Annotated in this window: 7 protein-coding genes and 1 pseudogene; 1 reads left to right on the top strand and 7 read right to left on the bottom strand. The window is 69.5% G+C overall.

What is annotated here, in order from left to right; all coding sequences use genetic code 11:
- The 6 genes and pseudogenes from GT354_RS53810 to ruvB form a co-directional block, all read right to left on the bottom strand.
- A pseudogene (locus tag GT354_RS53810) lies at positions 1 to 253 on the bottom strand (hypothetical protein); the annotation flags it as partial.
- A 174-nt stretch (positions 254 to 427) separates the two neighbouring features.
- Entirely contained in the window at positions 428 to 970 is a 543-nt protein-coding gene (locus GT354_RS11605) for an adenine phosphoribosyltransferase (RefSeq protein WP_161356207.1), read from the bottom strand.
- Positions 970 to 2,130, bottom strand: a complete 1,161-nt coding sequence (gene secF, locus GT354_RS11600; protein WP_161356206.1) for a protein translocase subunit SecF — start codon at positions 2,128 to 2,130, stop codon at positions 970 to 972. The genes GT354_RS11605 and secF overlap by 1 nt, the downstream gene beginning before the upstream one ends.
- Positions 2,130 to 3,881, bottom strand: a complete 1,752-nt coding sequence (secD, locus tag GT354_RS11595) for a protein translocase subunit SecD (RefSeq protein ID WP_346011982.1) — start codon at positions 3,879 to 3,881, stop codon at positions 2,130 to 2,132. The genes secF and secD overlap by 1 nt, the downstream gene beginning before the upstream one ends.
- A 175-nt stretch (positions 3,882 to 4,056) precedes the next feature.
- Positions 4,057 to 4,545 carry a preprotein translocase subunit YajC gene (gene yajC / locus GT354_RS11590; protein ID WP_161356205.1) on the bottom strand — a complete coding sequence of 163 codons (489 nt, stop codon included), beginning with the start codon at positions 4,543 to 4,545 and terminating at the stop codon, positions 4,057 to 4,059.
- A 156-nt stretch (positions 4,546 to 4,701) separates the two neighbouring features.
- The gene (gene ruvB / locus GT354_RS11585) at positions 4,702 to 5,790 is read right to left on the bottom strand and encodes a Holliday junction branch migration DNA helicase RuvB (RefSeq protein ID WP_161356204.1); all 1,089 of its coding nucleotides are present in this window, start codon (positions 5,788 to 5,790) and stop codon (positions 4,702 to 4,704) included.
- On the opposite strand from ruvB, the gene GT354_RS11580 reads away from it, so the two are divergent.
- Positions 5,782 to 5,919, top strand: a complete 138-nt coding sequence (locus GT354_RS11580) for a hypothetical protein (protein WP_161356203.1) — start codon at positions 5,782 to 5,784, stop codon at positions 5,917 to 5,919. The two genes, ruvB and GT354_RS11580, sit on opposite strands and share 9 nt — an antisense overlap.
- Here the strand turns inward: GT354_RS11580 and ruvA are convergent.
- Positions 5,906 to 6,514 carry a Holliday junction branch migration protein RuvA gene (gene ruvA / locus GT354_RS11575; RefSeq protein ID WP_161356202.1) on the bottom strand — a complete coding sequence of 203 codons (609 nt, stop codon included), beginning with the start codon at positions 6,512 to 6,514 and terminating at the stop codon, positions 5,906 to 5,908. The two genes, GT354_RS11580 and ruvA, sit on opposite strands and share 14 nt — an antisense overlap.
- Positions 6,515 to 6,581 lie beyond the last annotated feature (67 nt).

Genomic DNA, 6,581 nt, shown 5'->3' with positions numbered 1-6,581 from the left:
CCGGCTCGGGAGTCCGGGCCCGCGTTTCGCCGGGCCCCGCAGGGTCGGCAGGCTCGGTCCGCGCCTGGGTCGCCGCCGCCTCGTCCTGCGTGTCCGGCCCGGGCTGCGTGTCCCGTGCGGAGGCCGCCGGCTCGGGAGTGACCGACGGATGGCCCGCGGGATCCGCTGTGGCACGTGTGGCGTCGTCCGAGGGGGCCGCATGCTCCACGGCATCCCCCGAGGACGACGCGACGGGCGCGACCTCGTCCGACAAGGGAACTCCTCCCACAGATGACGGAACTTCCATCGTACTGACCCACGCCCTCACGACTCGTCCACCGGATCGGCGTCTCCCCGCTCACGCGCTCGACCCGGACCAACGCCGGAGGCCGGCGGCTTCCCCGAACGGGGCGGCCTCCGGCCTCCGACAACGCGCCTCGACGGCGTGTCACACGACGATGAACGATTCCAGCTTGCCGTCCGGCAGCGTCGACGCGAGTCGGGCCCTGCCGTCCAGGAAACCGAGTTCGAGGAGGACGTTGACGCCCACCACCTCGGCTCCCGCCCGCCGGACCAGGTCGATCGTGGCCTCGACGGTGCCGCCGGTGGCGAGTACGTCGTCGATCACGAGCACCCGCTCACCGGGCTCGAACGCGTCCTGGTGCACCTCGAGGGTGGCCGAGCCGTATTCCAACTCGTAGGACTGTGCGAAGGTCGCGCACGGCAGCTTGCCCTGCTTGCGGACCGGAACGAATCCGGCCTGCGCACGGTAGGCCACCGGCGCGGCGAGGATGAAGCCCCGGGCCTCGATGCCCACGACCTTGTCCACGCCGCCCTCGCAGCGCTCGGCCAGCGCGTCGACCAGCGCCGCGAAGGCCACCGGGTCGGCGAGCAGCGGCGAGATGTCCTTGAACACCACGCCCGGCTTCGGCCAGTCCGCGACGTCGCGGATCCGGCTGTCCAGCAGTTCGTACAGGTCCTGCGCTGCCATCAACGCTTCCTCTTGCCGCCGGGACGAGTCCGGGCCCGGCTGCGCGAGGCACCCGCGCCGGGCGCACCGCCCTGTGCCGGTACCGCCTCGATCTCCTGCTCCGTCTCGCCGTCCACGTCCGGGTGCCCCTCGGGGCTGTCGGACGCGGCGGCCGCCTCGGCGGCGGCCTTGGCCTGCTTGGCGTCGGACGCCCGGCGGGCGCCCACCTTGCGGGCGAGTTCCTTCATCTCCGGCGAGCGTTCCTTGAGGTCGGCCAGGATCGGAGTCGCGATGAAGATCGACGAGAACGCACCGGCGGCCAGGCCCACGAACAGCGACAGCGCGATGTCCTTGAGCATGCCCGCGCCGAGCAGACCGCCACCGACGAACAGCAGCGACGCGACCGGCAGGAGCGCGACGATCGTGGTGTTGATCGAACGCACCAGGGTCTGGTTCAGACCGAGGTTGGCCGCCTCGCTGTAGGTGTGCTTGGTCTGCTTGGTGATGTTCTTGGTGTTCTCCTTGACCGTGTCGAACACGACCACGGTGTCGTACAGGGAGTAACCCAGAATCGTCAGCAGACCGATCACGGTGCCCGGTGTCACCTCGAAGCCCACCAGCGCGTACACGCCGATGGTGATGACGATGTCGTGGATCAGCGCGATGAGCGCTGCCACCGCCATCCGCCACTCGAAGGCGAAGGTGAGGTAGATCACCACCAGGATCATGAAGATCACCAGGCCCTGAAGGGCCTTCTTGGAGATCTCCTTGCCCCAACTGGGGCCCACCACCTGGGTGTTGACCTTGTCGACCGAGACGTTCAGCTGCTTGGCGATGTCCGCCGCGATCACCTTGGTCTTGTCCACGTTCGACTCGGCCAGCTGGATGCGAATGCCGTCCTTGCCGACCTTTTGCACGATCGGCTCGCTGTCGCCGGCGAACGGCTCGACGGCATGGCGGGCGTCGCCCGTCGAGGCCGACGTGTGCTCCAGGGTGTAGACCGAACCACCCTTGAACTCGATGCCCTCGTGCAGGCCCCGGCCGAGCAGGCCACCGACCGCGAGCACCAGGATCAGCGCCGAGATCGAGTACCACAGCTTCTTGCGTCCGACGAAGTCGAACGAGACGTCGCCGTGGTGGAGCCGCACACCGATGTTCTTCAGGTCACCGAAGCGACTCATCACGCCTCCTTGACGCCGGCGGCACGCGTACGCGGCCGACGGCTCCGGTAGGACTGACGCTGATTGGCTCCGAGCGCCACGGGATCGAGGCCCGACCACTTGTGGCCGTCCGCAAAGAACTTGCGCTTCGCCAGGATCGTCATGAGCGGCTTGGTGAACAGGAACACCACCACGACGTCGAGCAGGGTGGTCAGGCCCAGCGTGAACGCGAAGCCCTGCACCTTGCCGACCGAGACGATGTACAGCACCGCGGCGGCCAGGAACGACACCGCGTCGGAGACCAGGATCGTGCGGCGGGCGCGGGGCCACGCCTTCTCCACGGCCGGACGCAGCGTACGACCCTCGCGGATCTCGTCTCGGATCCGCTCGAAGTACACGATGAACGAGTCCACCGTGATACCGATCGCCGCGATCGCACCACACACCGCGGGCAGGTTGAGCGCGAATCCGATGCTTCTGCCGAGCACGCACATGATGGCGTAGGTCAGCGCCGCCGACACCACGAGCGAGGCGATGCTCACCAGGCCGAGACCCCGGTAGTAGAACAGCGAGTACAGGATGACCAAGACGATGCCGATCGCACCCGCGATCAGACCGCCCCGGAGCTGGTCGCCGCCGAGCGAGGCGGACACCGTGGTGACGTCGCTCTGCGTGAAGGACAGCGGCAGCGAGCCGTACTGGAGGATGTTCGCGAGGTTCTTCGCAGAGGACTGCGTGAAGTTGCCCGAGATCACCGCCGTACCGCCGGGAATCGCTTCCTTGTTGCTCGGCGCGGACACGACCACGCCGTCCAGCTCGATCGCGAAGCGGTTGGTCGGGTAGACGCCGCTCGCGAGGTCACCGGTGACCTTGGTGAACTTGTCGGTGCCCTTGCCGGTGAAGTCGAGCTTGACTTCCCAGCCGCCCAGACCGTTCTGGGAGAGCTGCGCGACGGACTTCTTGACGTCGGTGCCGGGGATCAGCACCGGGCCGAGGATGTACTTCTCGGCGCCTTCGTCCTGGTCCTTGCTGCACGCCACGGTCGGCTCGGCCTCGGGGGCGGGCGTGGCACCTTGCCCGCGGTTCTCCGGAAGCGAGCAGTCCAGGTTGTTGAACTTCTCCCGGAGGGCGGGCGAGATGCCGTTCTTGTCCGCGCCGGCGTTGGGGTCCGCGGCCGGCGGCGGGGTGGTGGCCGGCGGAGTGCTTGCCGGCGGCGTCGTCGACGGTGGGGTCGTCGACGGCGTCGGTGCGGTCGGCGCGCCGGTGGCGTCCTTCAGGTTCGGGATGACCCGACCCTGCGGCTTGTCCGGGGTCGGCATCGTGGACGGCGCAGTGGGCGGAGTCAGCGGCAGTGTCGTTCCGCCGGCCGGGTTGAGCTGCGCGTATTCGATCACGGGACGGAAGAACAGCCGCGCGGTCTGGCCGACCTGCGAGGCGGTCTCCTTCTCGTTCTTGCCCTTGGGGATGCTGATGACGATGTTGCGATCGCCCTCGGTCTGCACCTCGGCCTCGGACACGCCGAACGCGTTGACACGCTGGCGGATGATCTCCACAGCGGTCTTCATGTTGCGGTCGTTGATCGCACTCTTGGAGGAGCCTTGGTCGGTCTTGGCGGTCAGCGTGACGCTGGTGCCGCCCGCGAGGTCGATGCCCAGTCGCGGGGTCTTGTCCCCGGTCGCGAACATGATCGTGTACAGCGCCGCGATCACGACCGCGATGAAGGCCAGGGCCCGCCCCGGGTGCCCTCGGGAACTCGATTTCGGTGCTGCCACCTTCGCCCAATCTCCCTGTCTATACCGCCGCGAGGCGGTCTGCGCGACCGCCCGCGAGACGCGGCACGGCGCCCGACATGATGCCGGACGCTTACGTATCCGGGGAATCACCCCCGGTCACATGACTGTATTGCTCCGCGTCGGCCCGTAGGCAGTCGCGGTCGACCGAGCCGCGCTAGTCCTGCTTGTCCTGCTTGTCGTCCTTGCGAAGCCGGTCGGCACCTTCGGGAACACTGGTCGAGCCCTCGGACTTGGTGAGGTCCGCGGCTTCCGACTCGGTGCTCTCGGCGGCGTCGCCGGTCTCGGGCTTCTTGTCGAGCTTGACGACGTCGTCGCCGGCGCCGGTGACGACGGCGTCGTCGTCGTGCTCGTCGTCGTGCTCGTCGTCACCGTCGTCGGTTTCGGCGTCGTCGCCGGACGACAGGACCGCGGCAATGGCGCTCTTGACGAAGCGGCAGTGCACGTCCGGGGCGATCTCAAGGATGACGGAATCGTCCTCGACCTCGGTGACCGTTGCGTACAGTCCTGCGATCGTGCGGACCTCGGCGCCGGGGCGCAGCGTGTTCTGTGTTTCCTGGGCCTGCCGCTGACGAGCCTTCTGCGGCCTGATGATCAGGAAGTAGAAGATCACTACGAGGAGCACTGGCAGGAGGAGGGTGGTCACATTCACAGCTTGAAACGATTCCTTCCCAAGGCCGCTCGGCGGCCCGGACGGTGACACTCGGCCGGCCACGGTGCGGCAGCCTCGGCGGAGTCTAGACGGGTACGTACTACAGGAACAACGACTGCGGGCCGCGTGCGTTCCCGCGACGCACCGGCCTTATTCGGTTGCATCCTTACCGGTCACGGTCCCTTTGTCGAACAACACACTCTGATGCGCGCTCTCGCGGCCGGGCAGCACGCCCTGCGGCGGGTTCAGACCCAGATGGGCCCATGCCGCCGCAGTGGCGACGCGGCCCCTGGGGGTGCGGGCGAGGAAGCCGCTGCGGACCAGGAACGGTTCGGCGACCTCCTCGACCGTCTCGGTCTCCTCGCCCACCGCCACGGCCAGCGTGGACAGGCCCACCGGGCCGCCGCCGAACAGGGTGATCAGCGCCCGCAGGACGGCCCGGTCGAGCCGGTCGAGGCCGAGGGCGTCCACCTCGTACACCTCCAGCGCGCGCGAGGCGATGTCCTGGTCGACTCGGCCGTCCGCGCGCACCTGCGCGTAGTCGCGCACCCGCCGCAGCAGCCGGTTGGCGATGCGCGGCGTGCCCCGTGAGCGGCCCGCGATCTCGGCGCCGCCCTCCTGGGACAGCTCCACGTCGAGCAGCCGGGCGGAGCGGTCGAGCACGCGTTCCAGTTCGGTGGGGGCGTAGAAGTCCATGTGCCCGGTGAAGCCGAAGCGGTCGCGCAGCGGCGGCGGCAGCAGCCCGGCCCGGGTGGTCGCGCCGACCAGGGTGAACGGCGGCAGCTCCAGCGGGATCGCGGTCGCGCCGGGGCCCTTGCCGACGATGATGTCGACCCGGAAGTCCTCCATCGCCATGTAGAGCATCTCTTCGGCGGGCCGCGACATCCGGTGGATCTCGTCGAGGAAGAGCACTTCGCCCTCGGACAGCGACGACAGGATCGCGGCGAGGTCGCCCGCGTGCTGGATCGCCGGTCCCGAGGTGATCCGGATCGGGACGCCCATCTCGGCGGCGATGATCATCGACAGCGTGGTCTTGCCCAGGCCGGGCGGGCCCGAGAGCAGGACGTGGTCGGCGGTGCCGCCGCGCGCCAGGGCCGCGTGCAGGACCAGGGACAGTTGCTCGCGCACGCGCTCCTGGCCGATGAACTCGTCGAGGTTCTTCGGGCGCAGGGCCGCCTCGACGGCCTGGTCCTCGCCGTCCGCCTCGGCGGTCACCAGTCGTTCGCCGTCGTGCGTCATCGTCGTCCGCCCATGGTCGTGTGCCGCCGGCTCGTGCTCGTGCCGCCGAGTGTGCTCGTGCTGCCGTCCATCCTGCCCACCCGAGGGGACACGGCGGCGGCCGGCGTCCGGGGGCTCACCGTCGGTTGAGACCGCGCAGGGCGGACTTGAGCAGCGCGCCGATGTCGGGCGTGGTCTCGGCCTCGGCCTGCGGGGTGACCGCTTCGACGGCTTCGTCGGCCTCGCGCGTGGCGTAGCCCAGGCCGACCAGGGCCGCGTGCAGTTGGTCGCGCCAACCCAGGCTCACCGGGCTGCCGACGCCCATCGCGCGCTTGGCGCCGGTGGGCGCGCCGAGCTTGTCCTTGAGTTCGATCAGGAGCTTCTGCGCGCCCTTCTTGCCGATGCCGGGCACGGCGGTCAGCGCCTTCTCGTCGCCCGTGGCGATTGCCGCGCGCAGCGCGTCGGGGCTGTGCACGCCGATCATCGCCTGCGCGACGCGTGGGCCGATGCCGTTCGCCGTCTGCAGTATCTCGAAGGTGTTCTTCTCGTCCTCGTCCGCGAAGCCGTACAGCGTGAGCGAGTCCTCGCGCACGACCATCGAGGTCGCGAGCCGGGCGGGCTCGCCGATCCGCAGGGCGGCCAGGGTGGAGGGCGTGCACTGGACGGCCAGGCCGATCCCGCCGACCTCGACGACTGCGGCGTCCGGCGCGAGGCCGGCCACCGTTCCGGTGACGAACGCGATCACGTGAGGGCTCCCGCCGAGGTGGTTCGAGTGGTGCCGGCGCCCGTCATCGACGGGTCCCGCGCGGCAG

Source organism: Streptomyces sp. SID3343 (assembly GCF_009865215.1).
Classification (GTDB): Bacteria; Actinomycetota; Actinomycetes; order Streptomycetales; family Streptomycetaceae; genus Embleya.
The sequence above is the reverse complement of the archived record's forward strand: the minus strand, read 5'-3'. Positions and strand labels throughout refer to the sequence as shown.

What these genes read in the sequence shown, in the direction of transcription:
- GT354_RS11605 (WP_161356207.1), bottom strand. Translation starts at nt 970, where the DNA reads ATGGCAGCGCAGGACCTGTACGAACTGCTGGACAGCCGGATCCGCGAC.
- secF (WP_161356206.1), bottom strand. Translation starts at nt 2,130, where the DNA reads ATGAGTCGCTTCGGTGACCTGAAGAACATCGGTGTGCGGCTCCACCAC.
- ruvB (WP_161356204.1), bottom strand. Translation starts at nt 5,790, where the DNA reads ATGACGCACGACGGCGAACGACTGGTGACCGCCGAGGCGGACGGCGAG.